The sequence below is a fragment of the Pseudomonas sp. genome (assembly GCF_049653025.1).
Lineage (GTDB): Bacteria > Pseudomonadota > Gammaproteobacteria > Pseudomonadales > Pseudomonadaceae > Aquipseudomonas.
This window is the reverse complement of the sequence record NZ_JBASFM010000020.1, coordinates 167,199-188,346: the sequence shown is the minus strand read 5'-3', so window position 1 is coordinate 188,346 and position 21,148 is coordinate 167,199. Positions and strand designations below refer to the sequence as shown.

Sequence of the window (21,148 nt, the reverse complement as noted above, 5' to 3'; positions counted from 1 at the left end):
TGGCTCATCACGCAGGCGCTTAAAGCGCAGGCAGCTGCTCCATCGGCCAGCGCGCCTGCACCTTGATACTCAAATCTTCATGCTGCCCGGCCAGCAGTCGCTGGCAACCGGCATAGGCGATCATCGCGCCGTTGTCGGTGCAGAACACCGGGCGGGCATAGAACACCTCACCCTTAAGCTCAGCGAGCATCTGCCCCAGTGACTGACGCAGCGCCTGATTGGCGCTAACGCCGCCGGCGATCACCAGGTTATTCAAGCCGGTCTGTTTGAGCGCGCGCTTGCATTTGATGGTGAGGGTATCGACCACCGCCTGCTGGAACGCCAGGGCGATGTCGCAACGGGTCTGCTCGGAGTCATCGCCGGCGGCGCGGCACTGCTGCCAAGTATTCAGAGTGAAGGTCTTGAGGCCACTGAAGCTGAACTCCAGACCAGGGCGGTCGGTCATCGGCCGCGGGAACTTGAAGCGCCCCGGCGTGCCGTTCTGCGCCAGCCGGGCGATTTCCGGCCCGCCCGGATATGGCAAGCCCATCAGCTTGGCGGTCTTGTCGAATGCCTCGCCAGCGGCGTCATCCAGAGACTCGCCGAGCAACTGGTATTGACCGATGCCATCGACGCGAACCAGTTGGGTATGACCGCCCGACACCAGCAAAGCGACGAACGGAAAGGCCGGCGGATTTTCCTCCAGCATCGGGGCCAGCAAATGGCCTTCCATATGGTGCACACCGAGCGCCGGAATGCCCCAGGCAAAGGCCATGGCCTGCGCACAGGACGCACCGACCAGCAACGCCCCGACCAGGCCAGGACCCGCGGTATAGGCGATGGCATCGATGTCAGTAGCAACGCAGCCGGCCTCGCTCAACACCTGGCGAATCAGCGGCAGCATACGCTTGACGTGATCGCGCGAGGCCAGTTCCGGCACTACGCCGCCGTATACGCGATGCAGATCAATCTGGCTAAACAGCGCGTCGGCCAGCAGGCCACGATCGCTGTCGTAGAGCGCGACACCGGTTTCGTCGCAGGAGGTTTCCAATCCCAGAACCAGCATGGGCAGTGCCTTGTAGTAGAGAGGGTGCAACTTCGAAGGGCCGCATGATAATGGTCGCTGCCGCGAGCCGGCCAGCGCTTTTCGATCAGAGGCTTTGCATTCCTCGCAATGAGGCGGTAACATCCGCAACCCTTAAAAACCTACGTTCTCCAGCGCCATTTGCCAGGAGCAACGTTACCCACCGGTAATGAAAGAAGGTACGCCCTGGATGCCAGCCGTCAAAGTTAAAGAGAACGAACCCTTCGACGTAGCTCTGCGTCGTTTCAAGCGCTCCTGCGAAAAAGCCGGTGTTCTGGCTGAAGTTCGCAGCCGTGAATTCTACGAAAAGCCGACTTCCGAGCGTAAGCGCAAAGCAGCAGCTGCTGTTAAGCGTCACGCCAAGAAAGTGCAGCGCGAACAGCGCCGCAGCGTTCGCCTGTACTAATCACCGCAGCTTCGTCTGCACGATTAGCTACAAGCAACGCCTGACGCCCGGCTTCGGCCTGGCTTCGCTTTTAGACTCCGCGCTACCTTCGGGTGGTGATCGGAGTCTTTTAGTTTCTGCCCACCGCTGTTCTGCCCAAGCGCATGGCAGTATTCTGAGCGCCTATGGCCGGCCTGATCCCACAGTCGTTTATCGATGACCTGCTCAACCGCACCGACATCGTCGACGTGGTGGCCTCGCGCATCCAGCTGAAAAAGGCCGGCAAGAACTACAGCGCCTGCTGCCCCTTTCATAAAGAAAAGACCCCCTCGTTCAGCGTCAGCCCGGACAAACAGTTCTATTACTGCTTTGGCTGCGGGGCCGGCGGCAACGCCCTGGGCTTTGTCATGGACCACGACCAACTGGACTTCCCCCAGGCGATCGAGGACCTGGCCAAGCGCGCCGGCATGGAAATACCGCGCGAGGAAGGCGGACGCAGCAACAAACCGCGCCAGCTCACCGATTCACCGCTCTACCCGCTGCTGACCGCCGCCGCCGAATTCTACAAACAGGCACTGAAAAGCCACCCGCAACGCAAAGCCGCCATCGACTACCTGAAAGGCCGCGGCCTGTCTGGCGAGATCGCCCGCGACTTCGGCATGGGCTTCGCCCCACCGGGCTGGGACAACCTGCACAAACACCTGGCCAACGACAGCCTGCAGCAGAAGGCAATGATCGACGCCGGCCTGCTGGTGGAGAACGCCGAGAGCGGCAAGCGCTACGACCGCTTCCGCGACCGCATCATGTTCCCGATTCGCGACAGCCGCGGCCGGGTGATCGCCTTTGGCGGCCGCGTATTGGGCGACGAGAAACCCAAGTACCTGAACTCCCCGGAAACCCCGGTGTTCCACAAGGGCCAGGAGCTTTACGGACTGTTCGAGGCACGCAAGCACAACCGCGACCTCGACGAGATCATGGTGGTTGAAGGCTATATGGACGTGATCGCCCTGGCCCAACAAGGCCTGCGCAATGCCGTCGCCACCCTCGGCACCGCCACCAGCGAAGAGCACCTGAAACGCCTGTTCCGCGTAGTGCCCAGCGTCTTGTTCTGCTTCGATGGCGACGCCGCCGGTCGTAACGCCGCCTGGCGCGCCCTGGAAGCCACCCTATCGAGCCTGCAGGACGGCCGTCGCGCGCGCTTTCTATTCCTACCCGACGGCGAAGACCCGGACACTCTGGTACGCAGCGAAGGCACCGACGCCTTCCGCGCACGCATCAATCAGCACGCCCAGCCGCTGGCCGACTACTTCTTCCAGCAGCTCAGCGAAGAAGCCGACCCTCGCTCCCTCGAAGGCAAGGCGCACCTGATGACACTGGCCGCGCCGTTGATCGACAAGATTCCTGGCAACAACCTGCGCGCCCTGATGCGCCAACGCCTGAGCGAGATCACCGGCCTGTCCGGCGAAGCCCTGCAGCAGATGGCCCCAGCGGCCCGCAGCAGCCAGCCCAGTCACAGCAGCGCGCCGCCCAGCGACTACCCGAACCATGCGGATATTCCCGACAGCGCCTATTACGATGTCGAACCACACAATAACGAATACGAAAACCCCAGCCCCGCGCCAGAATTCGAGCGCAACAAAGGCAAGGGCAGTTGGAAGAAAGACGGCGGCAAATGGAGCAAGAAAGGTCAGGGCGAGCTCGCCCCACGCGCACCACGCACTGCTGTCAGCGTCGAATCGCCGCACCTGAGCGCCCTGCGCACCCTACTGCACCACCCGCAATTGGCGCAGAAGGTCGAGGATGTCAGCCACTTCGCCGCCGAAGATGACACCTACGCCCAGCTGCTGGTCGCCCTGCTCGGTGCCTTGCAGAAGAACCCCAATCTGCGCTCACTGCAATTGATTGCACGCTGGCACGGCACCGAACAAGGCCGTCTACTACGCGCCCTGGCGGAAAAGGAGTGGCTGATTTCAGCCGACAACCTTGAACAACAGTTTTTCGACACTATAACTAGTCTTGTAGCCCGCCAACGCGAGCGCAGCTTGGAACATTTGCTGCGCAAAGCCCGTCAAAGCGAGTTGAGCGCAGAAGAGAAAGACCAGCTGCGCAACTTGCTGAGCCGTAATGCATCACCGGTAATCCCGAGCCCAACTGGCGCTTAGGGGTGTTACTCGGGTATAATCCGCGGCTTGTTTTTTGCCCGCCAAGACCTTCAGTGGATAGGGTGTTATGTCCGGAAAAGCGCAACAGCAGTCTCGTATCAAAGAGTTGATCACCCTTGGTCGTGAGCAGGGTTACCTGACTTACGCGGAGGTCAACGACCACCTGCCGGAGGATATTTCCGACCCGGAACAGGTGGAAGATATCATCCGCATGATCAACGACATGGGGATCAACGTATTCGAGGTTGCGCCAGATAAGGATTCCCTTATGCTGGCCGACGCCGACACCGATGAAGCCGCCGCTGAAGAAGCCGCTGCCGCACTCGCCGCCGTTGAAACCGATATCGGCCGCACCACCGACCCCGTGCGCATGTATATGCGTGAAATGGGTACGGTGGAATTGCTGACCCGCGAAGGCGAGATCGAAATCGCCAAACGCATCGAGGAAGGCATCCGCGAAGTCATGGGCTCAATCGCCCATTTCCCCGGAACCGTCGACAGCATTCTGGCCGAATACAACCGCGTGACCACCGATGGTGGCCGCCTGGTTGAGGTCCTCAGCGGCTATATCGACCCGGATGACGGCATCGTTCCCGCCGAAGCAGCTGCGCCTGTTCCTGTCAAAGACGGCGAAGCCGCCGAAGAAACTGACGACGAAGAAGCCGAAGCCAGCGACGACGAGGAAGAGGAAGGCGACGGCGGTCCGGATCCTGAAGAGGCCCTGCGCCGCTTCACCGCGATCGGCGATGCACTCGAACTCGCCAAGAAAGCCCTGAAAAAGCATGGCCGCAACAGTAAGCAAGGCATTGCCGCGCTGAAAGAAATGGCCGAGCTGTTCATGCCGATCAAGCTGGTGCCCAAGCAGTACGACGCACTAGTTGTCCGTGTACGCAGCTCCCTGGAGCGCCTGCGCGCCCAGGAACGCGCCATCATGCAACTCTGTGTGCGTGATGCACGCATGCCGCGCGCCGATTTCCTCAAGCTGTTCCCTGGCAATGAAATCGACGAAAGCTGGGCCGCAGGCCTGGCCAAAGGCAAGGCCAAGTACGCCGAAGCCATCGGCACCGTGCAAGCTGACATCCTGCGCTGCCAGCAAAAGCTGTCCGCCCTGGAAGCCGAGTGCGAGCTGACCCTGGCTGAAATCAAGGACATCAACCGTCGAATGTCGATCGGTGAGGCCAAGGCCCGCCGCGCGAAGAAAGAGATGGTTGAAGCGAACTTGCGCCTGGTGATCTCGATCGCCAAGAAGTACACCAACCGCGGCCTGCAGTTCCTCGACCTGATCCAGGAAGGCAACATCGGCCTGATGAAAGCGGTGGACAAGTTCGAATACCGTCGCGGCTACAAGTTCTCGACCTATGCCACCTGGTGGATCCGTCAGGCGATCACTCGCTCGATCGCCGACCAGGCCCGCACCATCCGTATTCCGGTGCACATGATCGAGACGATCAACAAGCTCAACCGTATTTCCCGGCAGATGTTGCAGGAAATGGGTCGCGAACCGACCCCGGAAGAGCTGGGCGAACGCATGGAAATGCCTGAGGACAAGATCCGCAAGGTATTGAAGATCGCTAAAGAGCCGATCTCCATGGAAACCCCGATCGGTGATGACGAAGACTCCCACCTGGGTGACTTCATCGAAGACTCGACCATGCAGTCGCCAATCGATGTCGCCACCGTTGAGAGCCTGAAAGAAGCGACTCGCGAAGTACTCTCGGGCCTCACTGCCCGTGAAGCCAAGGTCCTGCGCATGCGTTTCGGCATCGACATGAATACCGACCACACCCTTGAGGAAGTTGGTAAACAGTTCGACGTCACCCGTGAGCGAATCCGCCAGATCGAAGCCAAGGCGTTGCGCAAACTGCGCCACCCGACGCGAAGCGAGCATCTACGCTCCTTCCTCGACGAGTAACACCAAAACCCCCGGCCCTGCTGGGGGTTTTGCTTTGTGGCCAACTACCAAGCCCCGACGGCCGGGTCTACACTTTGCGCTACCGCCCATAAAACGAGCTCATCCATGCCGCGCGTTTCGGCCACCCTCCTGTTGTGTTTGGCGTGCTGGGCCATACCTGCATTCAGCTTGGAATTGACGCCGGCCGAGCAAGCCTGGCTAGCCGAACACCCAGAACTGAGCCTGGGCGTTGACCACGATTGGCCACCTTATGAATTCATCGATGACAATGAGCAGTACCAGGGGCTCGCCGCCGACTATATACGGCTGATTGAGCAGCACCTGGCGATCAGCCTACACCCCGCTCCGGCACAGAACTGGAGCCAGGTACTGGCCGACGCCCGAACCGGCAAGGTGCAGCTACTGCCCAGCCTGATGGCGACCCCGGAGCGCCAGCAATACCTGACGTTCACCCGTCCCTACCTCGACTTCCCGATTGTCATCCTGACCCAGGAACAAGGCCCGCAACCGCGCAAGCTACGTGAGCTGCAAGGCTTGCGGGTCGCCGTGGTCGACAGCTACGCCACCCACGAACTGCTGCGCGAGAAACATCCCGAACTGCGCCTCTGGCCACGCCCCAATGTTGCCTCAGCGCTGCAGGCGCTGGCCGCCGGGCAAGCCGACGCCATGGTCGGCGACCTTGCCTCCAGCGTCTGGCACCTGCGCCAACTCAAGCTGGACGGCATCATCGTCAATGGCCAGACGCCCTACCGCTACCAGCTGGCCATGGCGGTGCCCAAGGACCAGGCCATCCTCGCTGGAATACTCGACAAGGTGCTGGCAGAACTCAGCCCAAGCGACATTGCCGAGATCGAACAACGCTGGGTGGGCGAGCCGATTGACCAACGCCCCTTCTGGCGCAGCCTGCTGCTATTCGGTCTGCCTGCACTGGCTGCCGCGCTGCTGATCATTTTCAGCATCCTGCGCATCAACCACCGTCTGCGCAGTGAAATGCACAACCGCGCCGTGCTCGAAGGTGAGTTGCGCAACAGCGAACAACACTACCGCGGCCTGGTGGAAAGCCTGAATGCCGTAGCCTGGCAGATGGACCCCAGCGATTTTCGCTACACCTATGTCGCGCCGCAGGCGGAGCGCCTGCTCGGTTATCCAATCCAAGACTGGCTGAAACCCGGCTTTATCGAGCGAATCCTGCACCCCGATGACGCGCTGCGCACCCTCAACTACTGCCGCAGTGAAACTCAGGCAGGGCGTGACCACAGCCTGGACTATCGCATGCTCGCCGCCGACGGCCGCGAGGTCTGGGTACGCGATATCGTCACGCTAGCCCCCCATGCCGACGGGCCGATGATGCGCGGCCTGTTGATCGACATCACCGAAACCAAGCGCACCGAACGAGCACTGGCGCTTTCAGAACAGAAGTTCGCCTCGGTCTTTCATAACTGCCCCGACACCATCGCCCTGCTCAACCTGCACAACGGCCGGCTGCTCGCCGTCAACAACACCTTCGAGCAACAGTTCGGCATCAGCGCTGCCGAAGCCATCGGCCGCACCAGCTCTGAACTCGACCTGTGGATGGAGCCAGGCACCGGCCCGCGCGTGCTGGAAATGCTCCGCCATGGCAACGCACACAATATCGAAAGCACCTTCCAGCGCCGCGACGGTAGCCTGTTCACCGCTCTGATTTCTGCGCAGAAGGTCACCCTAAACGCCATCACCACCCTGGTCGTGGTGGTGCGCGACATCAGCCAGCTGAAGGACACCCAGCAGCGCCTGAAACTCTCCGAAGACAAATTCGCCAAAGCCTTCCACGCCTCTCCCGACGGCATGCTAATCACCCGCATGAGTGACGGCCAGCTGCTGGATGTCAACGAAGGCTTCAGCCGCATCACCGGCTACAGCATCGACGAAGCGACTGACAGCTCGACCCTGCGACTGGGCATCTGGGCCAACCCGCAAGACCGCACGCGGATGTTCGAGCAGGTGCAACAACACGGCTCCGTGCGTGACTTCCGCGCGCAGATCCGCACCCGCAGCGGCTCACTGCGTACCTGCGAGATGTCAGTGCAGCCGATCCCGATCGAAGGCGACACCTGTATGCTGACCATCGCCCGCGATATCACCGAACGCGAGCAGATGCAGGAAAACCTGCAACAGGCGGCCACCGTGTTCGAGAGCACCGCCGAAGGCGTGATGATCACCAACCTGGAGCAGCGCATCACCGCGGTCAACCGCGCCTTCACCAGCATCACCGGCTACAGCGAGGCCGAAGCCCTCGGCCAGTCACCGCGCCTGCTGGCCTCGGGCAACCACGACAGCGCCTTTTACGCCGCCATGTGGCACAACCTCAACGCATCGGGGCACTGGCAAGGCGATATCTGGAACAAGCGCAAGAATGGCGAGCTCTATCCCGAGTGGCTGACCATCAGCGCAGTACGCGACAGCAGCGAACAGATCACCCATTTTGTTGGCGTATTCGCCGATATCAGCTCGCTCAAGCACGCCCAGGCGCGCCTCGACCACCAGGCCCACCATGACCCGCTGACCGGCCTGCCCAACCGCATGCTGTTCGAAGCCCGCCTACGCGCTGCCCTCGACGATGCCCACGCCGACAGCCGTCTGGGCGCGGTGCTGTTTATCGACCTGGACCGCTTCAAACACATCAACGACAGCCTCGGCCACCCAGTGGGCGACCAGCTGCTCAAGAGCATTGCCGAGCGCCTGAAAGCTCACCTGCGCGACATCGACACGGTGGCGCGCCTGGGCGGTGACGAATTCATCATCCTGCTGCCCGGCCTGCAGCACAGCAGTGACGCGGAGCGGGTGGCGCACAAGCTGCTCGACTGCTTCAACCAGCCCTTCCAGCTCGACGAACAGGAGCTGTTTATCAGCGCCAGCATCGGCATCAGCCGCTTCCCGGATGACGGCGACGACGTCGCTACCCTGGTGAAGAACGCCGATGCCGCCATGTACCGTTCCAAGGCCCGCGGGCGTAACCGTGTCGAGCTCTATACCCGCGACCTGACCTTCCAGGCCACCGAGCGCATGGCCCTGGAACGCGAACTGCGCCGCGCCATCGAGCTGGAGCAGCTGCAACTCTTCTACCAACCCAAACGCTGCCTCAGCAGCAACCAGCTGATCGGTGCCGAAGCCCTGGTCCGCTGGCAGCACCCAGTGTTCGGCGATATCCCACCCGACCGTTTTATCCCCCTGGCCGAAGAAACCGGCCTGATCATCGCCCTCGGCGATTGGGTGTTGCAGAAAGCCTGCTGGCAGATGCAGCAATGGCAACAACAGCACGCCCCATTCGGCCCGCTGTCGGTCAACCTGACCGGCGTCCAGCTGCGCCAGCCGCACTTGCTCGTGCGCATTTCCAGCCTGCTCGAGCAGCACAGCCTGTCGCCCGCGCTGCTGCAATTGGAAATCACCGAAAGTTTCATCATGAACCAGGCCGAAGAAGCGCTGAAACTGCTGCACCAGCTGAAAAGCCTCGGCATCCAGCTGGCCATCGACGACTTCGGCACCGGCTACTCCTCGCTCAGCTACCTCAAGCGCCTGCCGGTCGACACCCTGAAAATCGACCAATCCTTCGTCCGCGGCCTGCCCAATGACGCCAACGACGTCGCCATCGTCCGCGCGATCATCGCCCTGGGCCGCAGCATGCAACTCACGATCATTGCCGAAGGCGTGGAAACCAAAGCCCAGGAGTTGTTCCTCGCCGCCGAGGGTTGCGAGCAGATTCAGGGCTTCGTCATCAGCCGCGCGATCCACGCCGACGCCTTCGCACAAAACTTCCTCACCCCGCGCCATTCGGTTGGCGCTGCCGAGAAGGCACCGGTATAATCCGCCCGCCTCTGAGGGCCCATAGCTCAGTTGGTTAGAGCAGAGGACTCATAATCCTTTGGTCCACGGTTCGAGTCCGTGTGGGCCCACCAACTTGAAAGCCGCGCACTGCGCGGCTTTTTCATGCCTGCTAGAAAAACAGCTTTACCAATCCTATAGTCCAAAGGTACAAAATTAGTACAGTGCCGCACCACGGCATTACTTTGGAGCTGAGTCCGATGGCCCGTATTGTTAAGACAGATGCCCAAACCTGGAAGGTATTAATACGCAAAACAGGATGGCCAAGCGTATCTAAGACCTTCCGCCTGCAGCGCGACGCAATCGACTGGGCCCGTCGTACAGAAGACGAAATGGTCAGGGGCGTGTACATACAACGCAGCGGGGCTGAGCGCATGACCCTTGAAATGGCGCTGAAGCGCTATCTCAGCGAAATCAGCCCCACCAAGAAACCAACCACCCAGCGCGCCGAAGCCACCAAAGCCCAACAGCTGATCAGTCACTTGGGCAAATACTCCATGGCAGCCCTCTCTGCCGAGATCATCGCCGGATACCGTGATACCCGCCTCGCCTCGATAACCAATCGCGGCAACCGCACCAGCAACAACACTGTGCGCCTAGAACTGGCACTGCTCAGCCACCTGTTCACCGTAGCTATCCAGGAGTGGGGCCTGGGCCTGAGCTTCAATCCGGTTCTGAACATCCGCAAACCCAGCGCAGGCCAAGGCCGTGACCGGCGCTTGTCTGCAGAAGAAGAACGCCGCCTTCTGGCCGCCGTAAACAATCACAGCAACCCAATGCTTGGCTGGATCGTCCGCATCGCCCTGGAAACCGGCATGCGCTCATCCGAGATCACATCCCTGCGCAGGCATCAGGTCGATATGAAAAAGCGCGTGGTGCGCCTCTCAGACACCAAGAACGACAGCGCACGCACTGTCCCACTCAGCAAGTGGGCCACGGAGACCTTCCAGGCAGCGCTGAACAACCCGATACGCCCAATTGACTGCGACCTGGTGTTCTTTGGCGAACCGGGTAAAAACGGCAAGCGTAGCGCCTACGCTTTCACCAAGACCTGGGGTTTGCTGAAGACCAAGCTCGGCATGCCTGATCTGCGCTTCCACGATCTACGACATGAGGCAGTGAGCCGATTGGTCGAGGGCGGCCTATCCGACCAGGAGGTCTCCGCCATCAGCGGGCACAAGTCGATGCAGATGCTGAAACGCTACACGCACCTGCGGGCCGAAGACCTAGTAAGCAAATTGGATAAATTGGACACTAGGCGCTCCTGAGTCGAGAGGAGGCATAAGGTTTTTCAGCATCAACCTCGAAACACCAAATGCATTACTCAGGCTAAAAATCCGCCTCGATATAGCAGCTCACACTGAAAGTTACTTTGGGCTAACGCGTGTCTATCAGACGAATCAGCCCATCTACAGTGCCTTTACCGAGACCCACCTCGTTGGCTATAGCTGCGACTGACAACCCCCGCCTTAGCGCATCTTGGATACCGGCCTGAATGTGCTCAGACACTTGCGCCTCACCTGTTAACGGATTAAGAAAACTACCTGCATTTCGTGCATTAGCCAGCGCCTCCAAGCTTTTCTTAGCTTTAGATATGGCTTGTCGAGAAACACCCAAGCGTCTGGCCATTTCAGACTGGCTGAGCCCTTCTAAAAACATAAGCCATACTTTTTCGCGTAGCCCTGTCGATGACCGACCAGTTAGCGCTATTGGGTGCAGACGCGAATGCACTTGGTCATATGCTGTTTTCCGAAACTCCTGCGTATCAGCAGAGTACGGCAACGAAAAATTAACCGCATAGTCTGACTTGGCAAGGCCTTTCAACACGGAAAGATGGTGGTGAAAGGCCAACTTGTAGCGAAGATCTGCATGATACTTAGGAGAGCCCGGCTTATGGATCAGGCAATACCGTCTAGTTAAATTTCCAGCGGCAATTCGAGCAGCTCGAAAAACCTCAAAGAGGCGGCCTAACTCAGACGCTTCGGCTTTCGAGATTGGAGCGCCTGATTGCGATAGCTTAATACCTGCTTTCAGCCCCAGAGCCCCTGATACCCTAATTTCCAATTCGCCCTCACTGGCACTACCAGACGCTAAAACAGCCTCTACCGCTCTACGCTCATCCACATCAATGCTCTTCAGCCTTATCGATCTGACGCTTTCTCTCCAGCAAAGCTCGCAATAGGCCTCATCATGCGGACGGCTACGACTGTCCACCAGAAGATCGAAATCCTTCAACGCTTTGGTGAGCTTGGGTCTGAAGTGCCTAAATAAACGAAATAACTCACGAGCCAACTCCAGAGCAGCATATAACGCCTCCCCGCCAGGAGGTGCTCCACCTGACCGGCTAAGCAAACTGCGTATGGCAAATCTCAGATTAAAATCCCACAACTCCAGATTGCTCAGCTGCCAGTCCGCTTCGGGCATGTTGCCTGGCTTGTTGGTAAAACGATCGCCGTCAACAGCCTCGGTCACGATGGCCCCGCTCCCCGCGTCCTGCACCGCTACAGGAACAGCACGAATAGGCGGTGGATGCTTTGCCATCTCCGACAATTTCACCCCCGCCAACAACTCCCTCGACCACACGCCGCTGTAACTCGCCACGCAGTCGTCAAAAGCTCCATCAAGGTGCTTCCGAACTAGAGGCCATATTGGATAGCGCTTGGAAGTCAGGCTTGAGGATACTGAAAGCCCTGAAAGCACTGCCTTGTAGCCCGACTCAAACGCAGGCGAGCAGCCTGGGTAATGGACATGGGCACTACCAAACATAGCAATCAGCTCGCCAAAAAAATCTTCACTCAGCATGTCAACCCAAAAGTTAAAAACACTCTTTCTATCTTAGGCGTAATTATTCGTAGTGTTCCACCTACATTACTCAAGTAGGCGCAAGAACATGACAACTGAAGAGCTAATCCTGACCCACAACGGCGGCTCCCCCCTATTATCTCTTTCGCAAGTTGCCGAGATCCTTCATCGCAGCCCAGAAGGATTGCGAATCACACTGTCTGGGAATACCGAGCTGGCCCAAAGCCTACGCCCATGCAGGATCAAAATAGGACGACGCGTTTACTTTCGCGTCGCAGGTATCGCTCGCTTTATCGACGAGGCTTAAGCTTTTGCATGCCGTCGCAAAATTGGCACGCCTAATCGAAAAGGCGGAGCTTCAGTCAGCCTTAAAGCAGACCGAACGCAGCCAAATTTGTTTACCGGCACATTCTTCAAGCACTCAAATGCCCGATTGGGCAGTTGATGTTCGCGGCGTACCTAATGTCGCACTTCGCTCTGCACTTTTCAGTTCAAGTCGCTCGGGTAAATACCTAGAGCGAGCAGAAATTTTCGCGCAAAATCCAACAAGCGTACGTTACACAGGGAAGCGGCTCAGCCAGACAGACCATGATGTCTGGATTACCCTATTACATCTTTCCCGAAACGATAATATTGATCAGCCTTTGAGGGCTAGCGCTTACGCTCTACTAAAGCAACAGAACAAAACGGACACTGGAGCGAACAGGGCCACTTTATATAAGAGCCTAGACAGACTAAAAGCATCAGCAGTAGAAATCACTGATTCGAGATACTCATACACGGGTAGCTTAATCGACTCGATTTACAAAGATAAATCGAGCCGCGAAATAGTAGTTTCTCTCAACTCAAATTTAATACGTTTATTTGGGTCGGGGAAATACACACAAGTAGACTGGAGTATCCGACGAAGCCTTACCAATAAACCTCTTGCTCAATGGCTTTATGGTTACTACAGCAGCCATGCAGAACCAATTCCTGTATCTGTCGAAATACTGCTGAAAATGGCGGGCAGCGAGGACTCCTCTGACTCAAGTGCAGAAAACAACCTACGCCGAGCCCTGAACTCTTTGAAGCTTGTACTGGATGAAAACTCACAGCCATTCAGCTTCCAGATCCTCTGCGGGGTCGTACATGTTCAAAAAACTCCGACTGAAAGCCAGCGGAGACATTTGAGAAAGAAATCCAAAGCGCGATCAACACGAGCGGTACCGTTGCATTGACTTGAGCATACCGTTGCGTTGGCTTGTAAATACCGTTGCATTGACTCAAAAATACCGTTGCATTGACTAAGTTACCCACAAGAGAAAACGTTTGAAAGCCCCGCTGCACTAGGTCCCGATAGAAACCCCCTGTAGTTCTAATCTATTTTAATCCTATCTAATCTAGCGCCTCCGAATAGCCGGCTGCACACGGCTTGTGATTGCAGCCATCTGAAATGGAAAGATAATCGCCAGGCAAGGTGCCCCGACTGAAAGGAAGCTACATGATCAAGATATTTGAGGACGACGAGTCCACACTGGAAATGCTAGAGCATGTCCTTGAGCAAGGCATTGCAGGTATCTCAGGCGGTCGCTTGGAAACTCGCATCAGGCTGGCGGAAGTGCAGGATTTGGCGGAACGCCGTGGTCACAAAGAAATAGTAGCTCTGGCTACAGTTAATCACTTCTGGGGCGAGTTGGCTTTTATCTTCGACCAAGATATCTACCGCTTCGACAACGCTAAGCAGGCCGTTGTCGACGCCTACAACAAGCTCCTGGCTGAGAGGGGTATCTTTCCGACTTAGCGAGCAGCAAAGCTCTACAGATATCCTTGAGAACTCACCGCTGCTTGTAGGCCCACCCCAAGAGGTCACACCTTTCGGAAGGCCTGCACAGTTAAACGCAGTCCTCTTCATCGCCCGGGGGCGAATCCGCGAGACGAGGAACAGGCCAACAAGCAGAGCGCGTTAGCGTCAATCGAAGCTGCATGGTTAAAAAGTGAGCTGTAGCCTCATGAGACTACGATCGCCCCAGCATTTACGGGGCCTCCAGAGCATGTTGTAGCCGCATGAGGCTACAGTCGACTTTTCACTAAAAGGCTAAATATCAATTTAATCAATGGCTTAGCAGCACCTGATAGGTGCGTATGGTGTATAGCCCGAACGCAGGGCTTTAAGGGCAGCAAAACAACGCCAAAACACCGCGAATTTAAAGGGGAAAACCATCAGAGGGTCTCTTTTCAGCAATCGGCTTGCCTGATTGGGTGCAGCGGTCACTAGCTAGGTACAAGGTGCAGACAAGCTGAATACGGACTGCAGACAGATTACAGACAGCAAATTGCTCGTAACCCATTCACGGTTTGCCCGCTGGGGATAGGACAGGGTTGATACTGATATAGGACAGATGTAGGACAGATGTAGGACAGGCATGAGACAAACGCCGGGAAAAATCGCGCTGATAGGACAGGTTAGGGACAAGAATGTTATCAACTCAAGCCAGCACGCCATATCAAGCTGGCTGAACCCTGCACTTGATTAGTGGGTAATTGCACAGACTTGCCCACCCATTTGCATCGGATTTGACCGGCATGCTTCGTGGCCCTGACCAACAGAGAACGACCCAAAGCGGCCAGTGGGAACCGATAGGAGAAACCGCTCTGATGTGTCTACAAAATTAGGAGCGACTCATCTCGATGAAGATCACCGCGACGGAACAGACCGAATCGGTCAGTGATGTCCTATGCGACGCTTGCGGCTATAGCACGCGTGTAGAAGGATATGGATTGCAATTTGGCACTCTTCGCGCCAGTTGGGGCTATGGCTCGGTTCATGATGGCGAGCGCTATGAGGTACATCTTTGCGAGCCCTGTTTTTTCAGAACGCTTTTAGGCCTCAGACGTGAGCGAATGGTGAACTTCATGCTCAGTGATGAGGACCAAGACCTCAACGATTTTGGGCGCGTTGCTCGCGATGATTTTTTCAATGACGGCGGCAGTTCGGCCACCTGATTTCCTGGCTGGGGCGGCATCATGAATCACCCCTGTTACGTAGACACGTCTGGGGTTGATTTCACTCTGTCACGTCACCAGTGGCTGATTTTGGTCGATTTCAGCCGATTGCAACTGGCAGCAATCGGCCATAAGCAGCCGTTCAGACAATAAAAGCCTGAGGTCATCAATGTGCAATAGCCGCCCCAACAGCGTTTACGGGTAGACCGGGACGATCTTTGCCTGCTCGATAAGCCAATCGATAAGCAAGGCTATTTCAGGGATGTCACGACTCTCTTCGTTGCAGATGCAGAAGTAGTCCATCCCCGTCGGCACCTTCAGGGCAAAGGGCTGCACCAGGCGTCCCTCATCCAGGTCGCGTGACGAGTTAATCTCGTCGCTGAGCGCGACCCCATAGCCATCTCGAGCAGCCTGCAGGGCGATGCCGAGGTCTTCCAGATGGAGATCGGCATCGCCCGGATAGGGCAGACGCGCCTCGAGCAACCAGCGCCGCCATTGTGTGCCGTCATCCTCATGCAAAAGACGATGGTGGATAAGGTCGGACGGTTGCTTGAGGGCGTGGGGGCCGCGCAGCAATTGCGGGCAGCAGACCGGAAACATATGCAGGTTCTGCAAGGGTCGCCACCAGAAACCTTCCCAGTTCGGGGCGTCATAGAGCACGGCAATGTCGGCCCTGCGCCAGTCCACTTCCGAGATGTCATCCGCGGTGATTACCCGCAGGTGAATGTGCGGGTGTTCGGCGCGAAAGGCGAACAGTTTCGGCATCAGCCATGACGCACCAAAAATCGGCTCCGTGGAGATAGTCAGGACTTTCGCCGCCGGTTCCTGGAAGTGCTCCTCGGAGATCTGTCGCACCCCTTCAGTGATCTCACCGATACCCCGGGCTACCGAGCGCTGTAGCGCCAAACCACGCTCTGTCAACACCAGGTGGCGGCCCTGCTTGTAGAACAGATCGATGCCGAGTGAGCCTTGCAAGGCCCTTATCTGCTGGCTGACGGCCCCCGCAGTGACATGCAGCTCAGCGGCGGCAGCGCCGACATGGCCCAGCCTCGCAACACATTCAAATACGCGAAACGCATGCAGCGGAGGCAAGGCCATGGGGTTCTACCATTTAGTTTTACTGCCTATATTTTTGGCAATTTATATAGATTGATTGTATTTCGAGCAACCGCAAATATTCACCGGAGTGAGGCCAAAGACAACAATTCGAATAATCCGAGGACTCGTGACATGGATAAAGAACAAGATAATCCGTTGGCAACAGAGCAGTTGATAGTGGATCAAGCTGCACTGGAGGGGCCGTCTAATCCGGGCAGACGGCGGTTCAATATGGGCGCTTTGGCGGCTGTTGCGGTGACGGCCATCGGTACGCTGGGCGGCGGTCGCCTGGCCAAGGCCATGGCTGCGCCCAACCCTGGTTCCGCTGGCTACCGGGTACCCGCAGAGTGGGAACCCCACCAGAGCGTGTTGATGGCGTACCCCTATGACAGGAGCTACAAGAACCAGCTGAAGCCCATGCAGGATTCTGTCGTCAACGTAGCGAACGCCATTGCGCAGTTCGAGCCCGTGCTGATGATGGCGATGACCGGCTATGCCGAGGTCGTACGCAGCCGCTGCAGTCCCAACGTCACCGTCATTGAGTATCCCTACAACGATTGCTGGACCCGTGACACCGCTCCAGTTTTCGCGCTGAGCTCCTCAGGCCGCGACATGCTGGGACGGGATTTCATTTTCAACGGCTGGGGCAACAGGTGGCCGGCCGCCCTGGATGATCAATTGCCCACCGGTGTGTGCGCCGCCCTGAACGTGCCTAGATCGCCAGTCAATATGGTCTTTGAAGGGGGCGCCGTAATCACCGACGGACAGGGCACGCTGATCACCACCGAGCAGTGCCTGCTGCATCCCAATCGCAATTCGAGCATGACCAAGGCGCAGATCGAGACCGCGCTGCTCGCCGCCTATGGCGCGACCAAGATGATCTGGCTGCCGTACGGTGTGCACGGCGACGATGGCGTTGCCGCCACCGATGGGCATGTCGATCTGGTTGCTGCTTACATCGAGCCGGCGCACCTGCTGTTGAACTATCCCGCGGACCCCAGCAACCCCAACGTGCCCAGGATGGCGGCGAACCTGGCCGTGCTGCAACAGAGCACCGATGCCTGGGGCCGCCCCTTCAAGATTACCAAGATGCCCGTGCAGCCCACCTTCAAGGTATCCGGCCTGACGGTGGAGAACTTCAGCTACATCAATTTCTACAGCTCCAACGTCGGCATCGTGGTCCCCACGTCAGGCACGCCTACAGATGAGATTGCCCTGGCTCTCTTCCGTGAGATTTATCCGGGCCGGCCGGTGGTGGGCGTCGACGGCACCATTCTCGCCAACAACGGCGGCGGCGTGCATTGCATCACCCAGCACATCCCCCTTGTCTGGTAACGCCGATAAGCAATGCCTTCGATAAGGCACCAGCACTAGCAAGGTGTTTCCCCACAGCCGATGGGCCAGCTCAACTGGCCCATCGGAGCTAGGCCAAATACAACAATTCAAAAGGTGGTCCTATGCAGCACAAGCAACTACAGCCGTGGCAAAAAACCGATACGGGAACGGTAACCATCAGCCAAGGTTGGCCAAAATTGATCAAGCACACACTCCCCCGTTCGCTCCTCGCGATGCTCTGCAGCCTCGGCCTGCTGAGCGCTAACGCTCATGCGCAAGAGCGCACCCTGCGGGTCTACAACTGGTTCGACTACGTCGCCCCGCAGACCCTGGACAACTTCAAGAAGGAGAATGGCGCGAAGCTGGTCTACGACATCTTCGACAGCAACGAAACTCTGGAGGCCAAACTGCTTACCGGCAACTCCGGCTATGACGTGGTGGTACCGTCCGATAGTTTCCTCGCCAAGCAGATTCAGGCCGATGCGTTCGAGCCACTCGACCGCAACAAGCTGCCCAACTGGAAGCATCTGGACCCGCAGCTGATGAAGCTGATCGAGGCCAACGACCCGGGTAACCGCTTCGCCGTGCCTTACATGTACGGCACTGTGCTGATCGGTTTCAACCCGGAGAAGGTCAAGGCTGCGCTCGGTGAGAGCGCGCCGGTGGACAGCTGGGACCTGATCTTCAAGGAAGAGAACATCGCCAAGCTGAAGGACTGCGGCGTGGCCCTTCTCGACTCGCCGACCGATATGATCCCCATCGCTCTCCACTACCTGGGCCTGCCGCCCAACAGCACCCAGATCAAGGACTACGAAAAGGCTGGGGAACTGCTGCAGAAGATCCGCCCCAACGTCGCCTACTTCCACTCTTCCAAATACATGACCGATATCGCCAATGGCGACATCTGCGTGGCAGTGGGTTATTCCGGCAGCTTCTCCCAAGCCGCCAACCGCGCCAAGGAGGCCGGCAACGGCGTGGTGGTGGATATGCGCCTGCCCAAGGAAGGCGCGCCGGTCTGGTTCGACGTGCTGGCCATCCCCAAGGATGCGAAGAACCCCGAGGACGCCCACGCCTTTATCAACTACCTGCTACAGCCGCAGGTGATTGCACCGATCAGCGACTTCGTCGGCTATCCCAACCCGAACAAGGACGCTACCGCCTTGGTCAGCCCGGAAATCCGCAACAACTCCAATCTCTACCCAAGCGCCGACATCCAGGCCTCGCTCTTCTCGCTGGTGCCTCTGCCGCCGACTGCTGAGCGCGCCCGCACCCGCGCATGGACCAAGCTCAAATCGGGCACCTGAAAACAGATTGGCGCGGCGTCAAGCAAGCCCCCTTACAGGCCAAGGGGGCGACCAAACAAAGTGAAAGCAGCCAAGTGCTGCATCCAAGCGAGTCCTGTCAACGGTGACAACATGATTGAGGTAACCGAGGTTTCCATTGCCGAACTGCGCGCCGCGCTCGAGTCCGGCCGCACCACGACGGTCGAGCTGGTCCTGGCCTATCTGGCCAGGGTCGAGGCCTACGACGGCCCCGACACGGCCACCGCCCTCAACGCGATGGTGGTGCGCAACCCCGAGGCGCTGCACGAAGCGCAGGTCTCCGATGCCCGGCGCGCCAAGGGCGAAACGCTCGGCCCGCTGGATGGCATCCCCTATACGGCCAAGGACAGCTACCTGGTCAAAGGCCTCACTGCGGCTTCCGGCAGCCCGGCCTTCAAGGACCTGATCGCCTATCGCGATGCCTTCACAATCGAACGCCTGCGCGCCGCAGGGGCGATCTGCCTGGGCAAGACCAATATGCCGCCCATGGCCAACGGCGGCATGCAGCGTGGCGTCTATGGCCGCGCCGAAAGTCCCTACAACGCCGCCTACCTCACCGCGCCCTTTGCCTCTGGCTCGTCCAACGGTGCCGGTACGGCCACCGCCGCCAGCTTCGCCGCCTTCGGCCTGGCCGAGGAAACCTGGTCGAGCGGCCGTGGCCCGGCCTCGAACAATGGCCTGTGCGCCTATACGCCGTCGCGCGGGGTGATCTCGGTGCGCGGCAACTGGCCGCTGATACCGACCATGGACGTGGTCGTGCCCTTTGCCCGAACCATGGCGGACCTGTTCGAGGTACTGGACGTGGTGGTGGCGGAAGACCCCGACAAACGCGGCGATCTGTGGCGACTGCAGCCCTGGGTGCCGATTCCCAGCGTCGCCTCCGTGCGCCCCGCCTCCTACCAGGAGCTGGCCGCCGATGCTGCCGCCCTGGCCGGCAAGCGCTTCGGCGTGCCGCGCATGTTTATCAACAAGGACGAAGCCGCGGGCACCAGCGAAAAACCGGGCATCGGCGGCCCAACCGGACAACGTATCCATACCCGCCCGACGGTGATCGACCTCTGGGAACAGGCGCGCCAGGCCCTGGAAACAGCCGGTGCCGAGGTCATTGAGGTGGATTTCCCCTTGGTCTCCAACTGCGAGGGCGACCGCCCCGGCGCGCCGACCGTGTTCAACCGCGGCATCGTCTCGCCAGAGTTCCTCCAGCATGAGTCGGAGGTTCTCTCGGCCTGGGCGTTCGACGATTTCCTCCAGGCCAACGGCGACCCCAAGTTGAACCGTCTGGTCGACGTCGACGGCCCGCAGATCTTCCCGCACGAGCCGGGGACTCTGCCGAATCGCGAAGGAGACCTGACTGCCGGCATGGACGAATACGTGCGCATGGCCGAACGCGGCATTACGCCCTGGGATCAGATTCCTACGCTGCCTGACGGCCTGCGCGGCCTGGAAAAGACCCGCAAGCTCGACCTGGAAGACTGGATGGACGGCCTCAGCCTCGACGCCGTGCTGTTCCCCACCGTGGCCGACGTGGGCTCCGAAGATGCCGATGTGAGTCCGCAGTCCGCCGATATCGCCTGGAGCAACGGTATCTGGGTCGCCAACGGCAACCTCGCCATCCGCCACCTGGGTGTGCCCACGGTCACCGTGCCGATGGGCGTGATGGCGGATATCGGCATGCCAGTCGGGCTGACCTTCGCCGGCCGCGCCTACGATGATTCGGCGCTGCTGCGCCTGGCGGCGGCGTTCGAGTCGACCGGATCGAAGCGCTTGATCCCTCCGCGTACCCCAGCACTGCAACGCGGCTAAGAACCTGTTCAAGGCGACGGGATTGGGCGGCACACGCCCCAATCCCGCCCAGTCACGACAAACCTGAGCAACAGGTCGCATTCGAAACACACCCCGTAAATCTGCGCCCCCTTCGGTTATTTCACCGATTCCTCGCACAACCGAACGTTGCAGTGCCAAGCCAGGCTCCGTCCCGCAACACATTCAACTACGCGAAAGGCATGGCGTGGAGGCAGATCCTGCGACCCTATCGTTTAGTTTTTATGCCTTAATTTAAATCAGTTTATATAGATTGATTGTGCATTTAGCAGCCGTAACAATTCATCGGAGTGAGGCCAACGACAACAATTCAAAAGGCGATTCCATGAAGTACAAGCGACAACAGCCGGGGCAAAGCCCTTATGCCAGGCCGCGTTCGGTGTCTGGGCGCACCGTACGCGCAGG

At 58.7% G+C, this 21,148-nt stretch carries 15 protein-coding genes and 1 tRNA gene; 13 read left to right on the top strand and 3 right to left on the bottom strand.

The window, feature by feature from the left end; all coding sequences use genetic code 11:
• Positions 1-19: 19 nt before the first annotated feature.
• On the bottom strand, positions 20-1,045 hold the full coding sequence (gene tsaD / locus WBK23_RS17495; protein ID WP_424485204.1) for a tRNA (adenosine(37)-N6)-threonylcarbamoyltransferase complex transferase subunit TsaD: 1,026 nt from the start codon (positions 1,043-1,045) through the stop codon (positions 20-22).
• A 208-nt stretch (positions 1,046-1,253) separates the two neighbouring features.
• Between tsaD and rpsU the strand changes: the two genes are divergently transcribed.
• The 6 genes from rpsU (at position 1,254) to WBK23_RS17465 (ending at position 10,648) form a co-directional block, all read left to right on the top strand.
• Entirely contained in the window at positions 1,254-1,469 is a 216-nt protein-coding gene (gene rpsU, locus WBK23_RS17490; RefSeq protein ID WP_003296736.1) for a 30S ribosomal protein S21, read from the top strand.
• Between the two features lie 164 nt (positions 1,470-1,633).
• A complete protein-coding gene (dnaG, locus tag WBK23_RS17485) occupies positions 1,634-3,610 on the top strand; it encodes a DNA primase (protein WP_424485203.1) in 1,977 nt (658 codons plus the stop codon).
• A gap of 67 nt (positions 3,611-3,677) precedes the next feature.
• Positions 3,678-5,522, top strand: coding sequence for an RNA polymerase sigma factor RpoD (gene rpoD, locus WBK23_RS17480; RefSeq protein ID WP_424485202.1), 1,845 nt, complete (start codon positions 3,678-3,680; stop codon positions 5,520-5,522).
• 105 nt (positions 5,523-5,627) lie between these two features.
• Complete coding sequence (locus WBK23_RS17475; protein WP_424485201.1) at positions 5,628-9,362, top strand: bifunctional diguanylate cyclase/phosphodiesterase; 3,735 nt, start codon at positions 5,628-5,630, stop codon at positions 9,360-9,362.
• 15 nt (positions 9,363-9,377) lie between these two features.
• Positions 9,378-9,454, top strand: a tRNA-Ile gene (locus tag WBK23_RS17470).
• A gap of 126 nt (positions 9,455-9,580) precedes the next feature.
• Positions 9,581-10,648, top strand: a complete 1,068-nt coding sequence (locus WBK23_RS17465; RefSeq protein WP_424485200.1) for a tyrosine-type recombinase/integrase — start codon at positions 9,581-9,583, stop codon at positions 10,646-10,648.
• Between the two features lie 109 nt (positions 10,649-10,757).
• On the opposite strand, the gene WBK23_RS17460 is transcribed toward WBK23_RS17465, so the two are convergent.
• A complete protein-coding gene (locus WBK23_RS17460) occupies positions 10,758-12,182 on the bottom strand; it encodes a MarR family transcriptional regulator (RefSeq protein WP_424485199.1) in 1,425 nt (474 codons plus the stop codon).
• A gap of 88 nt (positions 12,183-12,270) precedes the next feature.
• Here WBK23_RS17460 and WBK23_RS17455 point away from each other — a divergent pair, with 88 nt between their 5' ends.
• The 4 genes from WBK23_RS17455 (at position 12,271) to WBK23_RS17440 (ending at position 15,167) form a co-directional block, all read left to right on the top strand.
• Positions 12,271-12,489, top strand: coding sequence for a DNA-binding protein (locus WBK23_RS17455; RefSeq protein WP_424485198.1), 219 nt, complete (start codon positions 12,271-12,273; stop codon positions 12,487-12,489).
• A 4-nt stretch (positions 12,490-12,493) separates the two neighbouring features.
• A complete protein-coding gene (trfA, locus tag WBK23_RS17450; protein WP_424485197.1) occupies positions 12,494-13,402 on the top strand; it encodes a plasmid replication initiator TrfA in 909 nt (302 codons plus the stop codon).
• A 263-nt stretch (positions 13,403-13,665) separates the two neighbouring features.
• Positions 13,666-13,965 carry a hypothetical protein gene (locus WBK23_RS17445; protein ID WP_424485196.1) on the top strand — a complete coding sequence of 100 codons (300 nt, stop codon included), beginning with the start codon at positions 13,666-13,668 and terminating at the stop codon, positions 13,963-13,965.
• Between the two features lie 887 nt (positions 13,966-14,852).
• Positions 14,853-15,167: a hypothetical protein gene (locus WBK23_RS17440; protein ID WP_424485195.1), complete on the top strand. Its 315-nt coding sequence runs from the start codon at positions 14,853-14,855 to the stop codon at positions 15,165-15,167.
• Between the two features lie 195 nt (positions 15,168-15,362).
• Here the strand turns inward: WBK23_RS17440 and WBK23_RS17435 are convergent, their stop codons facing one another.
• Positions 15,363-16,265: a LysR substrate-binding domain-containing protein gene (locus WBK23_RS17435; RefSeq protein WP_424485194.1), complete on the bottom strand. Its 903-nt coding sequence runs from the start codon at positions 16,263-16,265 to the stop codon at positions 15,363-15,365.
• 132 nt (positions 16,266-16,397) lie between these two features.
• Here WBK23_RS17435 and WBK23_RS17430 point away from each other — a divergent pair, with 132 nt between their 5' ends.
• The 3 genes from WBK23_RS17430 to WBK23_RS17420 all read left to right on the top strand — a co-directional run bounded on the left by WBK23_RS17430 (position 16,398) and on the right by WBK23_RS17420 (position 20,725).
• Positions 16,398-17,600, top strand: a complete 1,203-nt coding sequence (locus WBK23_RS17430; protein ID WP_424485193.1) for an agmatine deiminase family protein — start codon at positions 16,398-16,400, stop codon at positions 17,598-17,600.
• A gap of 233 nt (positions 17,601-17,833) precedes the next feature.
• Complete coding sequence (locus WBK23_RS17425; protein ID WP_424485192.1) at positions 17,834-18,904, top strand: polyamine ABC transporter substrate-binding protein; 1,071 nt, start codon at positions 17,834-17,836, stop codon at positions 18,902-18,904.
• Positions 18,905-19,015: 111 nt separating this feature from the next.
• Positions 19,016-20,725 (top strand): amidase, encoded by a 1,710-nt coding sequence (locus WBK23_RS17420; RefSeq protein WP_424485191.1) that lies wholly within the window; start codon positions 19,016-19,018, stop codon positions 20,723-20,725.
• Positions 20,726-21,148: the final 423 nt, after the last annotated feature.

Excerpts from the sequence above, each read along its gene's own strand:
- WBK23_RS17420 (WP_424485191.1), top strand. The coding sequence starts at position 19,016 with ATGATTGAGGTAACCGAGGTTTCCATTGCCGAACTGCGCGCCGCGCTC.
- WBK23_RS17430 (WP_424485193.1), top strand. The coding sequence starts at position 16,398 with ATGGATAAAGAACAAGATAATCCGTTGGCAACAGAGCAGTTGATAGTG.
- WBK23_RS17460 (WP_424485199.1), bottom strand. The coding sequence starts at position 12,182 with ATGCTGAGTGAAGATTTTTTTGGCGAGCTGATTGCTATGTTTGGTAGT.
- rpsU (WP_003296736.1), top strand. The coding sequence starts at position 1,254 with ATGCCAGCCGTCAAAGTTAAAGAGAACGAACCCTTCGACGTAGCTCTG.
- WBK23_RS17455 (WP_424485198.1), top strand. The coding sequence starts at position 12,271 with ATGACAACTGAAGAGCTAATCCTGACCCACAACGGCGGCTCCCCCCTA.
- WBK23_RS17435 (WP_424485194.1), bottom strand. The coding sequence starts at position 16,265 with ATGGCCTTGCCTCCGCTGCATGCGTTTCGCGTATTTGAATGTGTTGCG.
- WBK23_RS17440 (WP_424485195.1), top strand. The coding sequence starts at position 14,853 with ATGAAGATCACCGCGACGGAACAGACCGAATCGGTCAGTGATGTCCTA.
- rpoD (WP_424485202.1), top strand. The coding sequence starts at position 3,678 with ATGTCCGGAAAAGCGCAACAGCAGTCTCGTATCAAAGAGTTGATCACC.
- dnaG (WP_424485203.1), top strand. The coding sequence starts at position 1,634 with ATGGCCGGCCTGATCCCACAGTCGTTTATCGATGACCTGCTCAACCGC.
- tsaD (WP_424485204.1), bottom strand. The coding sequence starts at position 1,045 with ATGCTGGTTCTGGGATTGGAAACCTCCTGCGACGAAACCGGTGTCGCG.
- WBK23_RS17445 (WP_424485196.1), top strand. The coding sequence starts at position 13,666 with ATGATCAAGATATTTGAGGACGACGAGTCCACACTGGAAATGCTAGAG.
- WBK23_RS17425 (WP_424485192.1), top strand. The coding sequence starts at position 17,834 with ATGCTCTGCAGCCTCGGCCTGCTGAGCGCTAACGCTCATGCGCAAGAG.
- WBK23_RS17465 (WP_424485200.1), top strand. The coding sequence starts at position 9,581 with ATGGCCCGTATTGTTAAGACAGATGCCCAAACCTGGAAGGTATTAATA.
- WBK23_RS17475 (WP_424485201.1), top strand. The coding sequence starts at position 5,628 with ATGCCGCGCGTTTCGGCCACCCTCCTGTTGTGTTTGGCGTGCTGGGCC.